Raw genomic sequence first — 20,229 nt, 5'->3', positions numbered from 1 at the left:
GGACAGAATCGGAAACTGTCATGCGTTTGCATGAAGTATGGTCTAAAGTAAGGACTGGAAAAGAGGTTTACCCCAAAAGGCGCAGGAAACTGCCATTTTTTGAGGTACTCGTGGCGGATGGGGTGGGATTCGAACCCACGGTACGCTTCCACGCACGCTGGTTTTCAAGACCAGTTCCTTAAACCACTCGGACACCCATCCAATCTGCGGCTGTTGATACTGTCTCACGCGAATAGCGTCAAGCGGTGTTCGCGGTATGGGGGTATAAAGGGTAAAGAAAAAGCCACCCCGTTATAGAGTGGCTTTTTCCGTATATCCCCGCGAGGGCGAGGAACGTTCTTCCATAGAACCGATGAAATATTCGACTATCGGTTCATCCCCGCAAAGGCGAGGAACTTAGGAACGGCTAAAAAGTGATTACATTTTTTGGATGGATATCGCGATTACTGCAGAAATATCGATCTGCTTCTCATCCGCGGGGTGGTTGATGAGAAGAGGGAGAACGGTAGTTAGTATGAAAAGACTGGTATGTAACCAGTTTTTTATGTTAGAGTGCGGTGCATCATACTTCATGATAATCTCCGTATCTGTGGTATGGAGGCATAGAACTGGTGAGTTGCAGCTCACCAGTTCTTTTACCATGGAATAAAGATAGCTCCTTCCATGAAAGAGGTCAACGTATGAAATATTCTACTTTCTTCATGAAACCCATCACTCTCCCTTCAGAGCCGCAAATTGCGCCTTCATTGTTGCATTGCCGCGTGTGAGTTTTTTGATGGTGACGTCTTGGGCTTTGTCATTGGCAAGACGGAGGTTGTTGCCCGAACTCAGCAGGTTTTCTTTGATTTTCTGAAGGTGGGAGATGGATTTATCAATCTCCTCAATCGCTTTGTTAAACTGCTTATGGGCGAGGTCGTAATTGCGGGAGAAGCCGTTTTTAAATGTCTCCAGCTTCTCCTCAAAATTGGTGACATCAATGCTTTGCTGGCGTGTGAGTTCTAGCTCTCTCTTATAGGTTAGTGCATTGGTGGACGCATTGCGAAGGAGGGAGATAATGGGAAGGAAGAATTGCGGGCGGATGATGTACATCTTCGGGTAGCGATGTGAGACATCCACAATGCCTGTGTTATATAGCTCATTTTCTGGCTCTAGCAGGGAGACCAGCACGGCATATTCGCATTTCTTCTCCGTGCGGTCTTTGTCTAACTCTTTGAGGAAATCTTCATTCTTCTTTTTGGTGGCTGTGCTGTCATTTTCGTTCTTCATCTCAAACATGATGGAGAGGATTTCCGTTCCGCTTTCATCCATATCGCGGAAGATGTAATCGCCCTTACTGCCAGAGCGCGCGTCATTATCTTTCTCAAAATACGCGCGCGGGAAGGCCATAGCGCGGGAGCGGTTAAACTCCACCTCGCAATGCTGCTCCAACGTTTCCCCAACCATTTTGGTGGAGAGACGGGCCTTCATGTCCTTTAGTCGCTCGATGTGGTCGTCACGGTCCTTTAGCTGCAACTCGTAACGCTCTTTTAGTTGCGTGGTGGCGAGGCGGCTTTTGAGTTCAGCTTCACTTAAGGTGTTTTGTAGGGTGTCACGTTCCTTCTGAATCGCGTCCACCGCCTTCGTAATAGCAAGCTCCTGCTCTGTTTTGCTTGCTGATAGCTTGGCTTGGAGGGCATGGATTTCCCGCTCCTTAGCTTGCACAGCCTCTTGTAGCTGGGCCTTCTTTTCTGCTTCAGCGAGGCGGGCGGCAGCTTGCTGGTCGGCTTCATGTCGCTCAAGCTGGCTTTTAAGGGCTTGTATTTTCGCATCACGCTCATGAAGGGCCTGATTCATCTCACGCTCGGAGGCCAGCTTAGCGCGCTCGGCAACAAGACGTTCCTCCTGGGCAGCAGCTTCCAACTTTTCATGCAGGGCCTTGGAGAACTCCTTATCGCGCACTTGTTTAACAATGTCAGCATAGCCTGCATTATCAAGCGAGAACGTCTCATGGCAGTGCGGGCAAGTAATGTTATGTGCGGTCATGGAGCAGCTTTCAGAAGGGGGAGAGGGTTAGAGAACGCGTGTGAGAGCGGGATTAGGATAGCTTTTTGATATGGAGGTTAAAGCCATGCGCATGAGCCTCTTCCAAACCGGGACGAAGCTCCCGCGTTTTAGGGTCGTAATCCCCACTCGCTGCGGAGCGGAACGCAATAGGCGGCGTGGTTTCTAACGTGGCGAGACGATCCCGGAAGCGGTCAACAACAGCCGGGAAGCCTTCGCCATAATCTTCTAGCCGGTCGGCGTTATAGACGAGGAAGGACGGCAAGGTAGCAAAGCCCGTATAAAAGAGCGTGCCATGGGTGAGCGGGAAGAGGAGGTCCTCAATAGGGCCGCAAATGCCGCGGGCGGCGTAGTCATGTTCTGTCCCGCCGATTGTCACGCTGAGCATGGCGCGTTTGCCCTTCATGCTTCCATCGCCGTAGCTTTTGCCTGTGCCATATGCAAAGCCAGCAGAAAAGACGCGCTCAATCCATCCCTTTAAAATAGCCGGAGCAGAAAACCACCAGAGGGGGAATTGGAAGATAACCGCATCAGCCCAGAGGAGCTTTTCTTGCTCCTCTTTAACATCTTCGGTCAGTTCTCCACTCTTATAAGCTTGGGCAGAGGAGGCTGCGACATTAAAAGGCTCGCCCGTTGTTTGATGGGGGAAGTCAGCACGATCAACCGTGGCTTTCCACTCCATGCGATAAAGGTCGGATAGACGCACTTCATGGCCGAGGGAGCCGAGTTCTCGTGCGGCAATATCAACCAAAGCCCCATTGAGGGATTGGCGTTCAGGATGGGCGAGGACGATGAGAATATTCATGCTGTAACCCTTTGTGAGTCCGATCATCATATAAAGAGGCCCACTTAGGCTACGCTTCTGCTGCAAGAGAGGCAACAGAAGGTAGGGCAGAGTGGGAAATGCTTGACGGAGGGCGGTAGAGGTCGTAAAGGCATAAAAAGTTTACGGACACGTCACTCCGCGAGGGTTCGCGCAGTGGCGCATTTGTCATGGAATTAAGGATAGATCGTGTTCGAGCAGCTCTCTGGCAGAATGTCGAAGGTCTTTGAGGGTCTCTCCCGTGGGGGGAAGCTTTCGGAGGGTGACGTCACCGAGGCCATGCGCGAGGTTCGCTTGGCCATGCTGGAGGCCGATGTCGCCCTGCCTGTGGTGCGCAGCTTTGTCAGCAAGGTAAAGGAGCGCGCTGTTGGTGGTGAGGTGCTGGATGGCGTCTCCCCCGGTCAGGCTGTGGCGAAGATTGTCAATGATGCGTTGATTGAGGCTCTGGGCGGGGCGGGGGCTGTTCCGCTTAACCTCTCTGCCCCGGCACCGATTCCGTATCTTTTGGTTGGTTTGCAGGGGGCGGGTAAAACCACGACCGCCGGTAAGCTGGCTTTGCGCCTTGCTAGCCGGGAGCGTAAAAAGGTGCTGCTGGCGAGCTTGGACGTGCAGCGTCCCGCCGCGCAGTTGCAGCTTCAGCAAATTGCTGAGCAAGTGGGGGGACGGACGGAGGGGTTAGTCACCTCATTGCCGATAGAGCAGGGGCAAGGGCCGGTTGATATTGCCCGCCGCGCGCTAGAGGCTGGCCGTCGTGAAGGCTTTGATGTCGTTATTTTAGATACCGCAGGGCGTCTGGCGATTGATGAAGCCTTGATGGATGAGGTCCGTCAGGTCCGTGACGTGGCAAAACCGGTGGAAACGCTGCTGGTTGTAGATGCCATGACCGGGCAAGATGCCGTTAATACCGCCCAATCCTTTAAGGAGCAGGTCGGGCTAACAGGCGTGATTATGAGCCGTATGGATGGTGATGCCCGTGGTGGTGCCGCCCTCTCCATGAAGGCCGTGACAGGGGAGCCCATCAAATTCACCGGCTCTGGTGAGAAGATGGACGCTCTGGAAGAGTTTCATCCTGAGCGTGTTGCAGGGCGTATCCTCGGTTTAGGCGATGTCGCCGGGCTGGTGGAAAAAGCGTCCGAGCAGCTTGATCAGGAAGAAGGTGAGCGTGTTGCCAAGCGGATGCTCGCCGGCAAGTTTGATCTGAATGATTACGTCTCACAGATCAATCAAATTAACCGCCTTGGGTCTATCTCTGGTATTCTTGGTATGTTGCCGGGGATGGGCAAGCTGAAGGATAAGCTCGCGGGGAAGGATTTGGATACCTCCATCTTCAACCGGCACAAGGCGATTATTTCCTCCATGACAGTGCAGGAGCGCAAAAACCCGGAGATTATCAAGGCGTCACGTAAGAAGCGTATCGCTCTTGGCTCTGGGACGAGCGTGCCAGAGGTCAACCGGCTATTAAAGCAATTTAGCGAGATGGCCACGATGATGAAGCGGCTTAGTAAAATGGGCGGCTTAGCAGGGTTGATGCGTGGCATGGGGGGTGCTGGTGGCCTAGGTGATATGCTCAAGGGGATGGGCGGTCCAGCTGGCCGACCACCTTTTGGCTAAGTGTCTGCTTGGCTGTGTGTTTTTTGTAATGTTTTGATAAGGCAGGAGTTATTATGAGCCTGAAGATTCGTCTATCCCGCGCAGGGGCGAAGAAGCGTCCGTACTATCACATTGTGGTGGCCGACAGCCGTAGCCCGCGTGATGGCCGTTTTGTAGAGAAGGTCGGGGCTTATAACCCGATGCTTCCTTCCGACCATGCCGAGCGTGTCCGTCTTAATGACGAGCGCATTAAGCATTGGCTGGAGAAGGGCGCGCAAGCGACCGACCGTGTGGCACGTTTCCTCGGTCATGCAGGGTTGGCTCCGAAGCCGACCTTCCATGAGCAGCCGAAGAAATCTGCACCGAAGAAGAAAGCCCAAGAGCGTGCTGCTGCCGCTGCTGAGGCCGCTAAGGCAGCCGAGGCCGAGTAAGGCCTAAGCGGGAGATTTCCTCTTGTCACAATCTTCGTCACATCAGGATGTTTTGGTGGCCACAATTGGCCGCCCGCATGGTGTAAGGGGCCTTGTGCGCCTGCATCCTGCCACAGAGCATCCCGAAACTGTGGAGGCACTTGGCCCTCTGCATGATGAGACAGGGGCTATGTGGCATATACGCTGGAAGGCACCGGGCATAGCGGCCATTCTAGGGCAGGATGGCCAGCCATTACCGGACCGTACAGCGGCAGAAAAGCTGGTGAATCGTAAGCTCTATGCAGCGCGTGAGGCATTGCCAGAGGCAGATGAGGATGAGTTCTACCATATTGATCTCATCGGTATGGAGGCCTCTCTCACCTCTGGGGAAGCAGTTGGGCGTGTTGTGAATGTCCATGATTATGGGGCAGGCACAAGCTTAGAGCTGGAAACAGGGCAGTTGATTCCTTTCACCATGGCGTGCGTGCCGGAGCTAGACATAAAGGCAAAACGCCTTGTGATCGTTCCGCCGGAGGCTGTGGAGGTAGAAGGGGATTTAGCTGGTGAGGTAGAAGTCCGCTCATGACATGGCAGGCTGATATCTTAACCCTTTTCCCGGAGATGTTCCCCGGCCCGCTAGGCTGTTCTTTAGCAGGCCGTGCGTTAGAGCGAGCTTTATGGGCGTGCCATACGCACGACCTTCGCCCCTTTGGGCGGGGGGTGCATAAAGCTTTGGATGACGCGCCTTTTGGCGGGGGAGCAGGGATGGTTATGCGGCCTGATGTGCTGGATGACGCCCTAACCAGTGTAAAGCAGGTAGGCGATAACCGCCCGGTGATTTATCCAACACCGCGTGGGCATCGCCTAGGGCAGAAGGATATTGCACGTTACGTTCAGGGGGATGGGGTTATCATTCTTTGTGGACGGTTCGAAGGGGTGGATGAGCGCGTGCTGGAGAAACATGCAGTCGAGCAAGTCTGCATGGGGGATTTTGTCCTTTCAGGGGGAGAAATCCCAGCGTTAGCCCTTTTGGATGGTTGTGTGAGGCTTCTGCCGGGTGTGATGGGGTCCGCATTAAGTGGGGAGGAAGAAAGCTTCTCTGCTGGATTGTTGGAATATCCTCAATATACACGGCCTGCATGTTGGGAGGGGCGCGAGGTTCCTCCGGTTCTGCTATCTGGCAATCATGGGGAGATCGCCCGTTGGCGTGATGAGAAATCCATTGCTGTAACGCGGACGCGCCGCCCAGACCTCTGGGCTGTGTATGAACGCTTTCAGTACGATTGAGTTTGTTTTTGCAGGAGTTTGAGTATGAACATCATTCAGCAATATGAGGCGCGCGAAATGGAGCGTCTCGCTGCTATCCGTAGCGTGCCAGAGTTCGCCGCAGGGGATACAGTGCGCGTTGGTGTGCGCGTTGTGGAAGGCACACGCGAACGTGTTCAGGTGTTTGAGGGGGTCGTGATTGCCCGCTCTAACCGTGGCCTTGGCAGCAGCTTTACGGTGCGTAAAGTCTCCAATGGTGAGGGGGTGGAGCGTGTTTTTCCTCTTTTCTCCCCTGCGATTGCTGATATTACAGTAGTGCGCCGTGGTAAGGTGCGCCGTGCGAAGCTATATTATCTGCGCGGTCGCTCTGGTAAGTCCGCTCGTATTGCCGAGCGTCCACGCGATGTGAAGCAGGAGGGCTGATTCTTCAGCTCTCATTAAAGGAGATGAGAGAGAATGCAACATCCGGAAACCCCTAGAACTTTATACGATAAGATCTGGGATGATCATGTGGTGAAAACCCTTGATGACGGAACAAGCCTTCTCTACATCGACCGGCACCTCCTCCATGAGGTGACCAGCCCGCAGGCTTTTGAGAGTTTGCGGGCTGCGGGCCGCCCAGTACGGCGTCCTGATGCCACAATGGCTGTGGCAGACCATAACGTCCCGACCTCTGACCGCTCCCAACCGGTGGAAGACCCGCAGAGCCGCCTTCAAATTGAAACATTGGAGGCGAATGTTAAAGAGTTTGGCGTTCCATATTTTCCTTTACGGTCCCGCCAGCAGGGCATTGTGCATGTGGTTGGGCCAGAGCAAGGCGTTTCCCTCCCCGGCATGACGATTGTGTGCGGGGATAGCCATACCTCCACCCATGGGGCTTTTGGCTCTTTGGCTTTTGGTATTGGTACGTCTGAAGTCGAGCATGTATTGGCAACCCAGACGCTGCTTCAGAAGCGTAGCAAGAATATGCGTGTGCGGGTTGAGGGTGATGTTGCACCGGGCGTGACGGCAAAGGACATCATGCTCAGCATCATTGGCCGTATCGGCACAGCTGGTGGGACAGGCCATGTGATTGAGTTTGCAGGTTCTGCCATCCGTAATCTGGATATGGCTGGGCGCATGACGCTGTGTAATATGTCTATCGAGGCCGGAGCGCGCGCGGGCATGGTCGCACCGGATGAAACGACCTTTGCGTATGTAAAGGGTCGTCCTTTTGCCCCGCAGGGTGAGGCTTTCGAGCAAGCCGTGGCTTATTGGAAGACGTTAGCCACCGATGATGGCGCGCATTTTGATGAAGAAGTGGTGTTGGATGCCGCGGCAATTACGCCGTCTGTCACATGGGGGACAAGCCCGGAAGATGTCCTGCCCATTACAGGCACCGTGCCCCGCCCTGAGGAGTTTGCCGACCCAGCCAAGGCCGAGCGCATCCGCCGCACGCTGGCCTATATGGGGCTAGAAGCAGGGCAGAAAATTGCCGGCACACCGGTGGATGTCGTCTTTATTGGCTCTTGTACGAATAGCCGTATTGAGGACCTTCGCGCCGCTGCGGCAGTCCTCAAGGGGCGTAAGGTGGCCGAGGGTGTGCGCGCGATGGTCGTGCCGGGCTCTGGCCTTGTGCGCTATGCTGCGGAGCAAGAAGGGCTGGACAAAATCTTCCGTGAAGCCGGGTTTGAATGGCGCGAAGCGGGCTGCTCTATGTGCTTGGGTATGAATCCCGATAAGCTCAGTGCGGGGCAGCGTTCTGCGTCTACTTCCAATCGTAATTTTGAGGGACGGCAAGGCCCGGATGGGCGGACGCATCTTTGCTCTCCCACCATGGCCGCTGCGGCGGCTGTGACAGGGACGCTCTGTGATGCGCGTGATTTGTTAAAGCCTGAATTGGCAGAAGGAGCCGCTTAATCATGGAAAAATTTACACGTTTAACCAGCGTTGCAGCGGCTCTCCCACAAGAGAATGTGGATACGGACCAAATCATCCCGGCTCGTTTTCTTAAAACCATTCATCGCACGGGGTTGGGTAAGCATCTTTTCGCCGGGCAACGTTATGATGCGCAGGGGAAGGAAAACCCGGATTTCGTGCTGAATAAACCAGCCTATCGTAAGGCTGGTATTCTCATCACGCTAGATAATCTGGGCTGTGGTTCTTCGCGCGAGCATGCCCCTTGGGCGTTGTTGGATTTCGGTATTCGTTGCGTTATCGCGCCCAGCTTTGCCGATATTTTCTATAATAACTGCTTTAAGAATGGCATTTTGCCCATTCGCCTGCCGCGTGAGCAATGCCTCGCTCTGATGGAGGATGCGAGCCATGGTGAAAATGCGCGCTTAACCGTTGATTTGGAAAAGCAAGAGATTCATCGCCCTGATGGTGAGGTCGTGACGTTTGAGATGGACCCGTTCCGCCGTCAGGTTCTTTTAGAAGGGCTGGATGATGTGGCTCAAACGCTGAAGACTCATGAGGAGGCCATCCGCGCTTTTGAGGCCCGGCCTTCACGCGCGTGGGTGCCTTCAACGAAGCAAGCTAGCCGCCCGCAAAGCGTCATTGGCGCAAAAGGAGAAACAGCATGAGTGCCTCACATAAAATCCTTTTGCTGCCCGGTGATGGCATCGGGCCAGAGATTATGGCTCAGGCGGTCAAGATTATTGATTGGTTGAAGGCCGAGCGCGGGCTTAATGTTGACTTGTCGGAGGACCTTGTCGGTGGGGCGTCTCTGGCTAAATATGATGTACCTATCCGCGATGAGGTGATTGCCAAAGCAAAAGCGGCCGATGCTGTTTTATTTGGCTCGGTAGGGGACCCAGCATGGAAGGATGTCCCCTTTGACCGCCGGCCAGAGGTAGCTATTCTGCGCTTGCGTAAGGATTTGAATCTTTACGCAAACCTACGTCCTGCCAAATTGTTCGACCCGCTATTATCGGCATCTGCGTTAAAGCCGGATGTGGTGCGTGGGTTGGATTTGATGATTGTGCGTGAGACGGTCGGCGGTGTGTATTTTGGCGAGCCGCGCGGTATTGAGACCCTCCCCGATGGCACAAAGCGCGGGATTAATACCGAAGTTTACACCACAGCCGAGATTGAGCGTGTGGCCCGTGTAGCGTTTGACCTCGCTCGTTTGCGGAGTGGTCGTGTTTGCTCGGTAGAGAAGGGCAATGTCATGGAGAGCGGTCTGCTCTGGCGTGAGGTTGTGACGGACCTACATAAACGTGAATATAGCGATGTCACGCTGACCCACATGTTAGCTGATAATTGTGCGATGCAGCTCGTGCGGGACCCACGGCAATTTGATGTGATGGTTACGGGGAATCTCTTTGGGGATTTATTATCTGACCTCGCCTCGATGTTGACGGGCTCTTTAGGCATGTTGCCTTCTGCCACATTAGGCACACCGGTCGGGAGTGATAAACGCGCGGCTTTATATGAGCCCATTCATGGGAGTGCACCCGATATTGCGGGCAAGGGCATTGCGAACCCGCTTGCGCAAATCCTCTCCTTAGCGATGTTACTGCGTTATTCGCTGGAGCGTGGTGAGGATGCTGCGTTGATTGAGCAAGCCGTGTCTGATGTTCTGGCCTCTGGGTTACGGACGGCAGATATTGCGGCGGCGGGCGATACCCCCGTGGGGACTGAGGAGATGGGTGCGGCTGTTCTCAAAGCATTGCGCGCCCGCGCTTAAGTGCAAGGGGCCTAAGAAGCCCCTGTTAAAGATGTAAAGAGGAGTGGATATGCCACTTGCTGCCACGCGGATGGGGCGTATTTTGCCTAGCCAGACCATCGCCATTACGCAAAAGGCGCGGGCTTTAAAAGCAGAGGGGCGGGATATTATTAGCCTCTCTGCCGGGGAGCCGGATTTTGATACGCCTGACTTCATCAAACAGGCAGCGATAGAGGCAATCCAGCGTGGCGAGACAAAATATACAGACGTAGCGGGAACACCGGCCTTACGCCAAGCTGTTGCTGCGCGGTTGAATGCTGATTTCGACCTTGATTACCGCGCGGAGGAGATTTGCATCTCTATAGGCGGTAAGCAGGTCATTTATAACGCCATGGTCGCGACATTGAATGAGGGGGATGAGGTCATCATCCCGGCCCCGGCGTGGGTCTCTTACCCTGATATTGTACAGCTGGCTGATGGTAAGCCGGTCATCGTACCCACGACGTCCGAGACGGGGTTCCGTCTAACAGCCGAGCAGTTACGGGCAGCCATTACACCGCGGACGCGTTGGCTGATGTTGAACTCCCCCTGTAATCCGACAGGCAGTGCGTATTCTCGTGAAGAGTTAAAGGCCCTAACAGATGTGCTGCTAGAGCATCCGCAGATTTGGGTTTTAACGGACGATATTTATGCCAAGCTGACCTATGATGGGCGGCAGGCTTATACCATCGTGCAGGTAGAGCCGCGCTTGCGGGAGCGTACCCTTACGATGAATGGTGTCAGTAAAGCCTATGCCATGACAGGCTGGCGTATTGGTTTTGCTGCCGCCCCCGTGCAGTTGATAAAGGAGCTGATAAAGCTGCAAGGCCAAAGTACGAGTAATGCCTGCTCTATCGCCCAAGCGGCGGCCTTGGCGGCTGTGTCTGCCCCGCAAGATTTCATTCAAGAGATGGTCTCTGTTTATCAAAAACGGCGGGACCTCGTGGTCGCAGCCCTTTCCCGCGTGCCGGGGCTTATATGCCCTAAGCCGGAAGGGGCTTTTTATGTGTTCGTCTCGGTGCAAAATCTGTTGGGTAAGCGCACAGCAAGTGGGCATGTGCTGAAGAATGATGAAGATTTCGTCACGGCCTTGTTGGATGAAACCGGGGTTGCTGCCGTGCATGGCACTGCGTTTTTGATGCCGGGTTATTTCCGTGTGTCATACGCGACAAGCACGGAGCTTTTGGAGGAAGCCTGTCGCCGCATTGCCCGTTTTTGTGAGGGGCTAGCCTAATGTTTAAACCAGCTGAGCGTTTAGCGACATTACCCACACCCGCAACCATTGCTATGGCCGCGCGTGCGCGTGAGCTTAAAGCGCAGGGTAAGCCGGTGATTTCCTTAGCCTTGGGCCAGCCGGATTTCCCATCGCCTAACGCCGCGTTGGAAGGTGCGGTGGCAGAAGTCCGCGCGGGGCATACTGGTTATCCGCCAATTCCCGGTCAGAAGCCGCTATTGGAGGCCATTGCGGCAAAGTTTAAGCGGGATAATGGGTTGGATGTATCGCTAGAGCAGTTGATGGTCTGTAATGGCGGCAAACAAGCTATTTTTAATGCGTTTATGGCCTCCTTAAATGAGGGGGATGAGGTTGTTGTTCCCGCTCCTTATTGGGTGAGTTATCCCCTTATTGCGCGGATGTTTGGTGGTGTGCCGGTGGAGGTCCCTTGCCGGGAGGAAGATGGCTTTCGCCCACAAGCAGAAGCGATTCGCTCAGCAATCACCCCACGCACGCGTTGGCTTGTGCTGAACTTCCCCAATAATCCGACCGGGGCTATTCTAGAGCGCGCTGATTTGGAGGCGATTGCTGCCGTGTTGCGCGATGCCCCGCATGTCATGGTGATGAGTGACGAGATTTACGAGCATCTCACCTTTGATGGTAAAGCGCATCTTTCTTTGCTCAATGTCGCGCCGGATTTGGCAGAGCGTGTCCTCATCATCAATGGGATGAGCAAAGCTTATGCGATGACTGGCTGGCGTGTCGGCTTCGCTTGTGGTCCTGTGCCGCTCATTAAGGCGATGATTAAAGTACAGGGCAATGCGACATCCGGCATTTGTACCTTGGCACAAGGCGGGGCCGCCGCGGCTTTGCGGGAAGATATGGCCGGGGTGCAGGCGATGCGGGCAACTTATGAGCGGCGACGTGGCGTTGTGGTCGGGGCTTTACAGCAGATTACCGGGCTTAGCTGCGCTATGCCGCAAGGGGCATTTTATGCTTATCCCGGCTTATCTACTTTGATGGGAATGTATTCAGCCGGGGGGCGTTTGTTAAAAGATGATGTCGCCTTTGCTGAGGCTCTGTTGGAGGAAGCGCACATCGCTACAGTTCCCGGCTCTGCCTTTGGTTATGGCCCACATTTACGGCTCTCCTTTGCGGCCGCCGATGCAGAGCTTGCCGAAGCCTGCGAGCGATTGAAGGATTTTGTGGCGGGGATAAAGGGCTAGGACGATAGTTGTTAGCAAAAGCGTAACAGCGCAACTGTGAAAATACTTCTTAAAAGTCGGCCTTTCTTGATAAGCCGTGATTTCCTGCTAGGGTGCGGGCACGTCATCAGGAGGATAGGTGTTTGCGGTGAGACGAAAACGGCCAATTTTTTATAAAGCCTCACGGAAAGAGGTATCAGTTGCTTCTACGCTTGGTCGTATGTTTGTGTTGTTGGGGCTGACATTCGGCTTCCTTCTGATCGTGCGGTTTTATCGCCCTGTATTTCCTCTTGTGCAGTATGTGGCTGGGACAAGATGGTGGCAGCAGCTTTATAGCTTATTCCATATCGAGACCGCTTTGGGGCGGGAGCAAATGTTGCTCCTTGGCATTGTGTTGGCGTGTTTTATATTGGCCCTGCTGATTCAGCTTATCGGGTTGTGGCTCTTACATAAACTCCGCAGGCGTTAGGGCTTCTTTTGCCCTAAAGCGGATGATGCCACGCACAACCATGAGAGGATGATCATACTGCCTCCAAGAGGGGCAAGCCGTGCGAGAAGGAGATACCCAAAGCCATGTAAGGCGACGGGGATGCTAAAAAAGGTGGTGCCGAGTGCGAGTCCTAAGCATCCTATAGTAAGGCGAAGCGGATGCAGGCGGGTGACGCCTAGGGTAAGAGCGCAAAGTGCAATACCGTGCCATAAGGCAATATCAGCGGCTTTTTGCACCATGCTACGCCCTTGTGGTGGGAAGAAGGCGGCATCAGGTAGATGCGTTGCAAGTGCCTGTGTTGCCACAGCAAGGCCAGCATAAAGAGCACCAAGTGCGAAAAGATAATGTAATATCTTACACATAGAGTGGGGAATCATCCTGTTATGTGGTGGCATATTGAGTATAACCTGATGTCATTCTAAGAGACGCCCATTGTTTCAGTTGTTTTGAGGGATGAGAAGGGGAAAATTGTATGAGACGTTATTCTATAACCTGTATCGCATTTTTAGCGATGGGGGGATGTATGTTCCCGCCGAATCCTCCAAGGGTTCCCCCCTTGCCAAAAGGCCCTACAGCATCGCCTAAGCTTGCTGCGGCAGATGTGGGTATAGTGCAGAGCATTGATTCTAAAGCCGTTTATATGAAGGCTATTGCAAGTTTAGCCGCAACCCATAGTGAGGATGCCCTTATTAAGGGTTTTGCAAGTCAGCTAGCGCAAGATTACGATAAAACGCATGTTGCCGCGCAGAAGATTGCAACGAACTTTAATCTTACTTTGGCGGATACATCCTCGCCGGTGGAGAAAGCCCGTTTGGCGACGTTGGGCAAGCTGTATGGGCGGCCTTTTGATAAGGCCTTCTTATACGATATTACCCATGCTTCCACGGCTAAAGAGCGAGCCACTTTAGTTGCTGTGCAGAAAAATGGGAGTATAGCCGATGTGAAAAGCCTTGCAACTGCAGTAGCAACTTTGTTGGAGCAGTGCCGTACTCAAGGTAATGGGTTATATCATCGTTAACTTGTTTTTGACTTTTTTGTGATGATGTGGCAGAGGCAAGTAGTAGCTCACAATAAAGGTTCGTTATTCTCTCTAAATGTGATGCATCATTCTTCTTCGAGGGGGGATTTTGTAGAGAGAGGGGTAGGGTAACGGGCCTAGCTGTATCACTTTATTGAAGATTGTTGAAATTATAGACAATGCAGGATGAATCATATCTGAGTGAACATTCTCTCCGTGAAGCGTTGGAGAGAATGGGGATGGGTAATAAAGGGAAGACAAGCCCGCAAGGCAGTGAGGGCACATCACGCCCGCAAGCTCATCAGGAGGGGCGTGGTCCCTCTAGGGCGCGGGTAGGGCAGCAGACCACAGCAAGGCGGCGGCGTTTTGCGGGGGATGATACCGTGGTCGTGGAGCATCAAACTCTTACGCGCCCCGGGCAGAAGCGGCATACAAACCGCGCGGCTATCACGACAGAAGCGGGGCAGGAGCAAGAGCGGCTCAAGCAGAGTTTACAGCGGGAAAGACGCCGCGCTCATGACGCAGAGGCAGAAATTGCGCTTTTGGGGGAACGTGTCCGTACGGCGACAACGCAAATAACGCATTTGCGTCTCCAAGTGGATGAAGGGAAGGCTGAACTCCGAAAACGTGATGAGGAGATTTTACGCCTTCGTTCGGAGCTGCATCAACTGAAGGAGCAACAACGCAAAAAATCTGCGGCGGTGGAGACGGTGAAAACAGCTCCATTGGAGACGGATGAATCTGGCCAAGAGCCAGTGCAATGGTGGAAGGATTAAGGGCCTATGCCGCGGCATGGGCAAGAACGGGTGGCGGCGCGCCCGTTAAAGATTGTCCATGTCGGGGATTTCTTTTTTAGTTTGAAGAAGAACGCCCCTAGCCAGTTTAGCGTGGGGGGAAAGCTCTCTCATGGGTTAATCCGCAACGGGCATCACGTTATTGATGTCTCCTACCGCGATATTGCGCGTGCGGGGGGATGGTTTGGCAGCCGCAAATTAGGGCGGCGATATTTATGGCGTGCGTTGAAGGCGTTTCTCGCTCTTAGTGCGCCGGACCTTCTTTTACTAGGTCATGGCTACATGATTCCCCCGGCTGTTATTGCGGAGATACGCCGCCAGCAGCCGGGTATGCTCATCGTTCAATGGAATATTGATGCATTATTTGTTCCCGATAATGCACGGGATTTTGCAGCGCGGCATCAGGTGGTGGATGCAAGCTTTATCTCCACAGCAGGCTCTGTTGTGCGAGAGTGTGTGGGAGAGGAAGGGCGCGTCTATTTTTTACCGAATCCGGTAGATGCCAGCATTGAGCGTGGCCGAGCGTTTGCGAATCAGTTTTTGAAGGCGGACCTTTTTTATTCTTGTGGCAATCCAGCGCGAGAGCGGCTCATTTGTGGTCAGAGCTGGGAGATGAATCGGTTTTGCCAGATGTTAGAGGGGACATTGCCGCCCACTATGCGCTATGCGTATGCTGGGGTACGCGGGCAACCTTATGTGAACGGGCCTTTTTACGCCGCATTGCTAGAGCAGAGCGCAATGGGTCTTAATATTAGCCGCCGCGCAGATTATTACCTCTATAGTTCTGACCGTCTTGCGCAGATGATTGGCAATGGCCAGCTTGTGGTTATGGAGCGGCAAACAGGGTATGACCGCCTCTTTTCTGACCAAGAAATGGGCTTTTTTAATACGCTGGAGGAGCTAAGTGAGATGCTGCGCTTCTTCCATCACCACCCCAAGGCGCGGCAAGCGGTCGCGCGGGCGGGGTGGCAGCGTTATCATCAGCTGTTTAATGAGCGTGCCGTGGCCAATTATTTGATTGGCCAGACACTCGGCACGCTTTTGGAGGATGAGCATAGGTGGCGGCATATAGCCGCCATATAGGGGACGGACCTTACTTACTGCACATGCTCTTGGAACTGCGCAGCCCGCAAATGTGTGCGGTTATATGTCAGCTCATCATGGTTTAATTGGAAGCCGATTTCCATAGAGTAGGGGCTAATTTGCGGGTTGTTCCCTGTTGGAATATCAATAAAGCGTAAGGGCGTGTTGGCCTGCATAACCGAGAGAGAGGGCGTTAATTTCACCGTCTCGGTGAAGATTTTTTTATCCACAATCTGTCCATCTTGCAGGATGGCTACAAAATACGGAATGGTCACAGTATCGCCCTTTGCCGCCGGGCCGCGCTCTAGCTGAAGGTTCAAGCTAAGACGAACACGGGTGAGGGGGCGTTTTTGTTCATCCTTAGGGCCTGTACGGCAATCACCTTGCACGGCCAGAATATGCGTTGAGGTCAGCCTGTGCGCGGCATCTAGCCCTTTACCATCATAGGTAATGAGGTCGGCTAAGGGGCTGGGTACATCAAACTTAGGGCAGGCGGGGGCGAAGGTGTGGGTTGTGTCTTCACCCTCACAGCCAGTGAGTAATGTTACGAGCATGAGGGTACTGAGTCCCCCCATCAGGTGGGAGAAAATGCGGGTAGGAGAGGAGAATACAGGCATCGGACTCAGAAAACTCCACAGAAAATTAGGTGCAGGACATTGCAGCAGACGGCAATACAGACGATATAGGGCCCCAAGGGGATGCTTTATGCGCTATGTCCTTGTATGAGGTATCGCCAAACCGTTCAATATTGTATCGTTTATCGCCTGCCTGGGGAAGATTATGTCAGAACAGACGACGCTTGTAACCTCCAACTCTGCTAACCCCGGAGCAGATTCGCCGGCCTCTCGGCCTAAATTAAAGATTCTACTCGCCGGCCCGCGTGGCTTTTGTGCGGGGGTGGACCGCGCCATTCGTGTGGTGGAGGAAGCCTTACGCCGCTATGGTGCTCCTGTTTATGTCCGCCATGAGATTGTTCATAACCGTACCGTTGTGGAGGGGCTGGAAGAAAAAGGGGCTATCTTTGTAGAGGAGCTTGATGAAGTTCCTGAAGATGGTCATGTGGTGTTTTCCGCCCATGGTGTGCCGAAATCCGTGCCAGCGGAGGCGCAGCGGCGTAACCTCTTATATTTGGATGCTACATGCCCGCTTGTCTCTAAAGTGCATCGGGAGGCAGAGCGTCATTTTGCCGGTGGTGGGCCGGAGCAGCGTCATATTTTGATGATTGGCCATGCAGGTCACCCCGAGGTTGTGGGGACGATGGGGCAGCTCCCTCCCGGAGCCGTTACCTTGATTAATGATGCGCGTGAGGCTGCTGAGGTTCAGCCAAAGGATGTGAATCGTCTCGCCTTCATTACCCAAACGACACTCTCAGTTGATGATACAGCGGAGATTGTTGATATTCTGCGTACGCGTTTTCCTAATATTGAGGGGCCACGGCGGGAAGATATTTGTTACGCCACGACGAATCGCCAAATGGCGGTTAAGGAGCTGGCTGCGGAATGTGATTTGGTGATTGTTATTGGCTCGCCCAACTCCTCCAATTCGCAGCGGCTACGCGAAGTGGCAGAACGCTCTCTTGCAAAGCGTGCCCTCTTGGTGCCGAAAGTCTCCGATATGGATTGGAGCGAATTGAATGGCGTTAAAACATTGGGGATGAGTGCCGGGGCTTCCGCACCGGAGAGCTTGGTGCAGGAGATGATAGAGGAGCTTTCCGCTCGCTATGATGTCACTATTGAGGAGCGCATTGTGAAGGAGGAGAATATCAATTTCCGCTTGCCACAGCCTCTGGCGGATGCGGTCTAAAGCCTTATGGCCGTTTATACGGAGTTAGATGAGGAGGTCTTACGGGACTTCCTCTCCCTTTACGCTATAGGGGACTTGCACTCCTTCGTTGGAATTGCGGAAGGTGTTGAAAATAGCAATTTTTTGCTCAAGACAACGCAGGGCCGCTTTATCCTAACCCTTTTTGAAAAACGCATGAACCCGCAAGAATTGCCGTGGTTCTTGGGGTTGATGGGTCATTTAGCGCAGCATGATATTGCGTGCCCTCAACCTGTCATGGCGCGGGATGGCCGCGTATTGCGGCAATTAGCGGGTAAGCCTGCTGTGATTGTCAGCTTCCTTGAGGGGCACGCACGGGAGGAGATTACACCAGCGGCGTGCGCGCAAGTGGGGCAGGCTTTGGCGCGTTTGCACAAGGCGGGGCAAAGTTATGAAGCGGAGCGTCCCAACGCTCTGGGGCCACAGGGATGGCAAAGCGTCTTCGCAAGTTGCACCGATGGCGGTGATGAGGCTGTAGCAGCCCTCATTACAGAAACAAAAGAGGCTCTCGCTGCGGCTATTAAGGCATGGCCAGAGGCGAATGATTTACCGCGTGGGCAGATTCATGCCGATTTATTCGTGGATAATGTCTTTTTTGAAGGAGAGACCTTATCCGGCATTATCGACTTCTACTTCGCCTGTACAGACTTTCTCGCTTATGACCTCGCTATTTGTGTAAATGCGTGGTGCTTTAAAGCCGAGCAAGATTATCAACCCGACCGAGCAGCGGCCCTTTTACAAGGTTACGAGCAGATTCGCTCCCTAAGTGATGCAGAGCGGGCGGCTTTGCCGGTCTTATGCCAAGGGGCGGCGTTACGGTTTTTGCTCACGCGTCTTTATGACTGGGTTCATACCCCAGCCGGGGCGTTAGTGACGCGTAAAGACCCATGGGCGTATCAACGGCGGTTGAATCATTTCCAAAAGGTGCCGCATGTCCCGTAATGCTGAGGCGAAAGATACCCCCACTATGGAGGTTGATATTTGGACCGATGGCGGGTGTAAACCTAATCCCGGCCCCGGGGGATGGGGCGTACTTTTGCGCTATCAAGGGCATGAGAAGGAAATGAAAGGCGGCGAAGCGGAGACGACCAATAATCGTATGGAGCTTACCGCTGCCGCTATGGCCTTGGAGGCCCTAAAGCGACCTTGTATCGTGAATCTTTATACCGATAGTGCTTATTTGCAGAATGGCATAACGCGTTGGCATACAGGGTGGGTACGCCGTAATTGGCGTAATGCATCAGGTGACCCGGTAGCGAATATGGATTTATGGCGGCGCATTTTAGACGTTGCAAAACGCCATAAAATAGAATGGCATTGGGTGAAGGCTCACGCAGGGCTAGAGGAAAATGAGCGCGTTGACCAATTAGCAACCGAGGGGCGGGAGGAGCTGGAGTAAGGGGCCGCCGCTATCTCTTTAATAAGGAAGGTTTTGCATCTTTCTTGTGGAGAAGCGCATTATAGGGCTTTACCCATCGGTTAAGTTTCGCTAGATAGAGCCTCGCTGGTCCCGAATAGCTCAGTTGGTAGAGCAAGCGACTGTTAATCGCTGGGTCGTAGGTTCGAGTCCTACTTCGGGAGCCAGCCTTTTGGGCAAGTCCGACCTTTTAAGGTGCGGGCTTTTTTTGTGCTTAAAGCGAGGAAAGTTTTTTCATCATTGTGAAAAAAAGCCTTTACCCATCCGAGGAGTTTCGCTAGATAGAGCCTCGCTGGTCCCGAATAGCTCAGTTGGTAGAGCAAGCGACTGTTAATCGCTGGGTCGTAGGTTCGAGTCCTACTTCGGGAGCCAGCCTTTTTAGTAAGTCCGACCTTTTAAGGTGCGGGCTTTTTTTATAGCCCTTGCAAATAATCTGCCCTAACGGTTCTACCCTTTCTTACAATGCAGTATGAGGGGGGAAGTATGAGGACTAGCCATAAGGAAGGGCAGAGAACAACATGACAGGCGCAGCGCAGACACAAGGCTCTCAGAGCATTAAATATGCAACCGTGACATGGGATCAACTCCACCGTGATGCGCGTCTGCTTGCAACGGAGTTGATGCGTCAATATAGGCCCTTCCGTGGTCTTGTGGCTATTACACGGGGCGGTTTGATTCCTGCCGCAATTTTAGGGCGAGAGCTGGGATGCCGGTTGATCGAGACGGTCTCAGTAGTGAGCTATGAGGGGGAGGAAGGGACCCAGCAGGCACCCAAACTGCTCAAAGCGGCAGAGGCCGCAGGGGACGGTGAGGGGTTCCTCATTGTTGATGACCTTGTCGATTCCGGTGTGACAGCGCGTTATGTGCGGGAGATGCTGCCTAAGGCGGTGTTTGCGTGCCTTTATGCCAAACCCGATGGCCGACCTTATACAGACCATTATGTAACGGAAGTCGCACAAGATACATGGGTGTTGTTCCCGTGGGATATGGCCCCGCAATTTGTACCGCCCCTTAGCCGAGGGAGTGTTGTATAATTTGTAAAAAAACATCCTTTTTGGGCCGAAACCCTCTTGTCTAAAAGGGTAAGGCCCTTTAAGAAGTAGCTCACGTCGTCGGGGCGTGGCGCAGCCTGGTAGCGCGCCTGTTTTGGGTACAGGAGGCCCCCGGTTCGAGTCCGGGCGCCCCGACCACGTTTTATAGTAGGGCACAGCGCGCCCTTAGCTCAGCTGGATAGAGCAACAGCCTTCTAAGCTGTGGGTCGCTGGTTCGAATCCAGCAGGGCGCACCAGCTTATATTTTACCCTTTACAATAGATAGCCTTCTTAGCCTCTGTGAGTAGGACAGTTAATCCTCTCTCCGTAAAAGGGCACA

The 20,229-nt window shown here is 53.5% G+C and carries 22 protein-coding genes and 5 tRNA genes; 22 read left to right on the top strand and 5 right to left on the bottom strand.

Translation table 11 applies throughout. The annotated features are described in order from the left end of the window. Window positions 1-111 precede the first annotated feature (111 nt). The 3 genes from GM557_RS06140 to GM557_RS06130 all read right to left on the bottom strand — a co-directional run bounded on the left by GM557_RS06140 (window position 112) and on the right by GM557_RS06130 (window position 2,845). Window positions 112-201: transfer RNA gene (locus GM557_RS06140), tRNA-Ser, on the bottom strand. Window positions 202-711: 510 nt separating this feature from the next. Beyond that, complete coding sequence (locus GM557_RS06135) at window positions 712-2,022, bottom strand: DUF2130 domain-containing protein (protein ID WP_155573383.1); 1,311 nt, start codon at window positions 2,020-2,022, stop codon at window positions 712-714. Window positions 2,023-2,074: 52 nt separating this feature from the next. Beyond that, the gene (locus GM557_RS06130; protein ID WP_155573549.1) at window positions 2,075-2,845 is read right to left on the bottom strand and encodes an NAD(P)H-dependent oxidoreductase; all 771 of its coding nucleotides are present in this window, start codon (window positions 2,843-2,845) and stop codon (window positions 2,075-2,077) included. Window positions 2,846-3,052: 207 nt separating this feature from the next. Here GM557_RS06130 and ffh point away from each other — a divergent pair, with 207 nt between their 5' ends. The 11 genes from ffh (at window position 3,053) to GM557_RS06075 (ending at window position 12,704) form a co-directional block, all read left to right on the top strand. After that, the gene (gene ffh / locus GM557_RS06125) at window positions 3,053-4,474 is read left to right on the top strand and encodes a signal recognition particle protein (RefSeq protein WP_099027236.1); all 1,422 of its coding nucleotides are present in this window, start codon (window positions 3,053-3,055) and stop codon (window positions 4,472-4,474) included. A 53-nt stretch (window positions 4,475-4,527) separates the two neighbouring features. Then, the gene (gene rpsP / locus GM557_RS06120) at window positions 4,528-4,884 is read left to right on the top strand and encodes a 30S ribosomal protein S16 (protein WP_155573382.1); all 357 of its coding nucleotides are present in this window, start codon (window positions 4,528-4,530) and stop codon (window positions 4,882-4,884) included. A 22-nt stretch (window positions 4,885-4,906) separates the two neighbouring features. After that, window positions 4,907-5,449, top strand: coding sequence for a ribosome maturation factor RimM (rimM, locus tag GM557_RS06115; RefSeq protein WP_155573381.1), 543 nt, complete (start codon window positions 4,907-4,909; stop codon window positions 5,447-5,449). Beyond that, a complete protein-coding gene (gene trmD, locus GM557_RS06110; RefSeq protein ID WP_155573380.1) occupies window positions 5,446-6,150 on the top strand; it encodes a tRNA (guanosine(37)-N1)-methyltransferase TrmD in 705 nt (234 codons plus the stop codon). The genes rimM and trmD overlap by 4 nt, the downstream gene beginning before the upstream one ends. A gap of 24 nt (window positions 6,151-6,174) precedes the next feature. Beyond that, window positions 6,175-6,552: a 50S ribosomal protein L19 gene (gene rplS, locus GM557_RS06105; protein WP_155573379.1), complete on the top strand. Its 378-nt coding sequence runs from the start codon at window positions 6,175-6,177 to the stop codon at window positions 6,550-6,552. Window positions 6,553-6,585: 33 nt separating this feature from the next. After that, window positions 6,586-8,028 carry a 3-isopropylmalate dehydratase large subunit gene (gene leuC / locus GM557_RS06100; RefSeq protein ID WP_155573378.1) on the top strand — a complete coding sequence of 481 codons (1,443 nt, stop codon included), beginning with the start codon at window positions 6,586-6,588 and terminating at the stop codon, window positions 8,026-8,028. 2 nt (window positions 8,029-8,030) lie between these two features. Then, complete coding sequence (gene leuD / locus GM557_RS06095; protein WP_155573377.1) at window positions 8,031-8,693, top strand: 3-isopropylmalate dehydratase small subunit; 663 nt, start codon at window positions 8,031-8,033, stop codon at window positions 8,691-8,693. After that, on the top strand, window positions 8,690-9,799 hold the full coding sequence (gene leuB, locus GM557_RS06090; RefSeq protein ID WP_155573376.1) for a 3-isopropylmalate dehydrogenase: 1,110 nt from the start codon (window positions 8,690-8,692) through the stop codon (window positions 9,797-9,799). The genes leuD and leuB overlap by 4 nt, the downstream gene beginning before the upstream one ends. A gap of 49 nt (window positions 9,800-9,848) precedes the next feature. Next, window positions 9,849-11,051 (top strand): pyridoxal phosphate-dependent aminotransferase, encoded by a 1,203-nt coding sequence (locus GM557_RS06085; RefSeq protein ID WP_155573375.1) that lies wholly within the window; start codon window positions 9,849-9,851, stop codon window positions 11,049-11,051. Continuing rightward, on the top strand, window positions 11,051-12,256 hold the full coding sequence (locus tag GM557_RS06080; protein ID WP_155573374.1) for a pyridoxal phosphate-dependent aminotransferase: 1,206 nt from the start codon (window positions 11,051-11,053) through the stop codon (window positions 12,254-12,256). The genes GM557_RS06085 and GM557_RS06080 overlap by 1 nt, the downstream gene beginning before the upstream one ends. 118 nt (window positions 12,257-12,374) lie before the next feature. Next, the gene (locus GM557_RS06075; protein WP_370513439.1) at window positions 12,375-12,704 is read left to right on the top strand and encodes a hypothetical protein; all 330 of its coding nucleotides are present in this window, start codon (window positions 12,375-12,377) and stop codon (window positions 12,702-12,704) included. On the opposite strand, the gene GM557_RS06070 is transcribed toward GM557_RS06075, so the two are convergent. Then, entirely contained in the window at window positions 12,701-13,087 is a 387-nt protein-coding gene (locus tag GM557_RS06070) for a DUF423 domain-containing protein (protein ID WP_196424603.1), read from the bottom strand. The genes GM557_RS06075 and GM557_RS06070 overlap by 4 nt on opposite strands. A gap of 110 nt (window positions 13,088-13,197) precedes the next feature. On the opposite strand from GM557_RS06070, the gene GM557_RS06065 reads away from it, so the two are divergent. The 3 genes from GM557_RS06065 to GM557_RS06055 all read left to right on the top strand — a co-directional run bounded on the left by GM557_RS06065 (window position 13,198) and on the right by GM557_RS06055 (window position 15,620). Next, window positions 13,198-13,743, top strand: a complete 546-nt coding sequence (locus GM557_RS06065; protein ID WP_155573372.1) for a DUF4142 domain-containing protein — start codon at window positions 13,198-13,200, stop codon at window positions 13,741-13,743. Window positions 13,744-13,922: 179 nt separating this feature from the next. Continuing rightward, window positions 13,923-14,519, top strand: a complete 597-nt coding sequence (locus GM557_RS06060; RefSeq protein WP_155573371.1) for a hypothetical protein — start codon at window positions 13,923-13,925, stop codon at window positions 14,517-14,519. 6 nt (window positions 14,520-14,525) lie between these two features. Beyond that, entirely contained in the window at window positions 14,526-15,620 is a 1,095-nt protein-coding gene (locus GM557_RS06055; RefSeq protein WP_155573370.1) for a glycosyltransferase, read from the top strand. A gap of 14 nt (window positions 15,621-15,634) precedes the next feature. Here the strand turns inward: GM557_RS06055 and GM557_RS06050 are convergent, their stop codons facing one another. Beyond that, window positions 15,635-16,174, bottom strand: coding sequence for a hypothetical protein (locus GM557_RS06050; RefSeq protein ID WP_155573369.1), 540 nt, complete (start codon window positions 16,172-16,174; stop codon window positions 15,635-15,637). 226 nt (window positions 16,175-16,400) lie between these two features. On the opposite strand from GM557_RS06050, the gene ispH reads away from it, so the two are divergent. From ispH to GM557_RS06010, 8 genes are all read left to right on the top strand, one after another. Next, a complete protein-coding gene (ispH, locus tag GM557_RS06045) occupies window positions 16,401-17,423 on the top strand; it encodes a 4-hydroxy-3-methylbut-2-enyl diphosphate reductase (RefSeq protein ID WP_155573368.1) in 1,023 nt (340 codons plus the stop codon). Window positions 17,424-17,429: 6 nt separating this feature from the next. Continuing rightward, window positions 17,430-18,383 (top strand): homoserine kinase, encoded by a 954-nt coding sequence (locus GM557_RS06040; protein WP_155573367.1) that lies wholly within the window; start codon window positions 17,430-17,432, stop codon window positions 18,381-18,383. Beyond that, window positions 18,373-18,840, top strand: coding sequence for a ribonuclease HI (rnhA, locus tag GM557_RS06035; protein ID WP_155573366.1), 468 nt, complete (start codon window positions 18,373-18,375; stop codon window positions 18,838-18,840). Before GM557_RS06040 ends, rnhA begins: the two co-directional genes overlap by 11 nt. Window positions 18,841-18,949: 109 nt before the next feature. Continuing rightward, window positions 18,950-19,025: transfer RNA gene (locus GM557_RS06030), tRNA-Asn, on the top strand. A 129-nt stretch (window positions 19,026-19,154) separates the two neighbouring features. Beyond that, window positions 19,155-19,230: transfer RNA gene (locus tag GM557_RS06025), tRNA-Asn, on the top strand. 146 nt (window positions 19,231-19,376) lie between these two features. Then, window positions 19,377-19,892: a xanthine phosphoribosyltransferase gene (gene gpt, locus GM557_RS06020; RefSeq protein WP_155573365.1), complete on the top strand. Its 516-nt coding sequence runs from the start codon at window positions 19,377-19,379 to the stop codon at window positions 19,890-19,892. Between the two features lie 79 nt (window positions 19,893-19,971). Next, window positions 19,972-20,048 (top strand) — tRNA-Pro (locus GM557_RS06015). A 21-nt stretch (window positions 20,049-20,069) separates the two neighbouring features. After that, window positions 20,070-20,146 (top strand) — tRNA-Arg (locus tag GM557_RS06010). Window positions 20,147-20,229: the final 83 nt, after the last annotated feature.

The organism is Bombella sp. ESL0385 (assembly GCF_009725755.1).
Classification (GTDB): Bacteria; Pseudomonadota; Alphaproteobacteria; order Acetobacterales; family Acetobacteraceae; genus Bombella; species Bombella pollinis.
This window is presented reverse-complemented; position numbering and strand designations above follow the sequence as displayed.